Raw genomic sequence first — 1,641 nt, 5'->3', positions numbered from 1 at the left:
CTGTTTTTTTTCGGCTGCAAGATATTCAAATAATCGCAGCACTTATAAATATAACTTAATCATTACTGTGAAATATATTGTAACTTTAATTATCCCCCCAGCCAGCTGTATAATTTTAAACCTAAACTAAAAATTATGACTAAGCTAACCTACACATTGCGATTTACTTTTTTCTCTGCAATTTTTATTTTCTTTATTCAAAATGTAACTGCACAAACCGGTACCATAAGTGGTTATGTAAAAGATGCTAATGGTCAACCATTATCAGGGGCATCAATACAAGTGCAGAGCAGTAAAAAAACAACTATTGCAGATAATAATGGCATGTATTCATTAACTGCCAATGCTGGTAAACAAAGCATCATAGTTTCTTATGCCGGTTTTGTGGCTCAAAGTTTTAACGTTACAGTTACTGAAAATGCTACCACAAAGCAGGATGTTGCATTAAACCCATCAGGTGAATTATTTAATGTAACTGTAATTGGTTCCCGTAATGCATCCCGTACACGGGTAGAAACGCCTGTACCCGTTGATGTAATTCCGGTGGCGCAGGTTATTAATGATTTAGGCCAGGTGGACCTGAACCAAATTTTAAATTTTATTGCTCCTTCTTTTCAATCGGCAAGGCAAACTATTTCAGACGGTACTGACCATGTGGATCCTGCCCAGTTAAGAGGATTAGGAACCGACCAGGTTTTGGTGCTGATAAACGGAAAACGCCGCCATCAATCGGCATTGGTAAATGTAAACGGTACTGTTAACCGTGGCGCAGTAGGCACTGATATGAGCGCCATCCCTGCAACTGCCATTGAAAGAATTGAAATTTTACGTGATGGAGCTGCAGCACAATATGGCTCCGATGCCATAGCGGGCATCATTAATATTGTATTAAAAAAGAAAACTGGTTTACTGGATGCAAGTGTGAGTTATGGACAGTACATGACCAATTACGATAAAAACTTTGCGCTGTACAAACTTACCGGCAAAACTGATGACCCCAGTGTAAAAGTAAATGATGGCGGAAATTTTCAGGCATCGCTGGGTTATGGATTTAATATTGCAAAAGGGTTTCTTAATGTAACTGGGGAATATATAAAAAGAGAAGCCACGAACAGAACAGGCACTTATACCGGTGCGGTATACCCCAATGTAAATAATGTTAACCGTGACGATTCTATTATGCAGGCAAGAGGTTTAACAAGAGATTTTTTTGACATGCGGATTGGTAATTCTAAAATGAATAGTGGAGCTGTATTTTATAACTTTGGTTACCCGGTTTCTGCAAATACAGAATTGTATGTATTTGGAGGTTACAGTAAAAAAAGCGGCACCGGTGCAGGATTTTACCGTTACCCCAGCGGCATACCGGGCAATGCAAGAATTTATGCCAATAATGTTTTTGCAATTTATCCTAATGGGTTTTTACCCCTTATAAATTCTGATATCAGCGATTTTTCTACCGCTGTTGGGCTACGCACAAAGTTTAACGAATGGAATTTTGATATCAGCAATACTTTTGGTAGAAACAAATTTGATTTTAATATTGAAAACTCTGCCAACTACACTCAGTTTTTTATACCGGGCAACAGGCAAACCAGTTTTGATGCCGGAGGTTTAAAATTTTGGCAAAATACAGTTAAT

At 38.1% G+C, this 1,641-nt stretch carries 1 protein-coding gene; it reads left to right on the top strand.

What is annotated here, in order from left to right:
* Positions 1–135 precede the first annotated feature (135 nt).
* The coding region (locus ACY65O_RS03665) for a TonB-dependent receptor (protein ID WP_462219495.1) at positions 136–1,641 on the top strand (1,506 nt) is incomplete at its 3' end.

The sequence above is a fragment of the Ferruginibacter sp. genome (assembly GCF_031430955.1).
In the GTDB taxonomy this organism is placed as follows: Bacteria; Bacteroidota; Bacteroidia; order Chitinophagales; family Chitinophagaceae; genus Ferruginibacter.
This window is presented reverse-complemented; position numbering and strand designations above follow the sequence as displayed.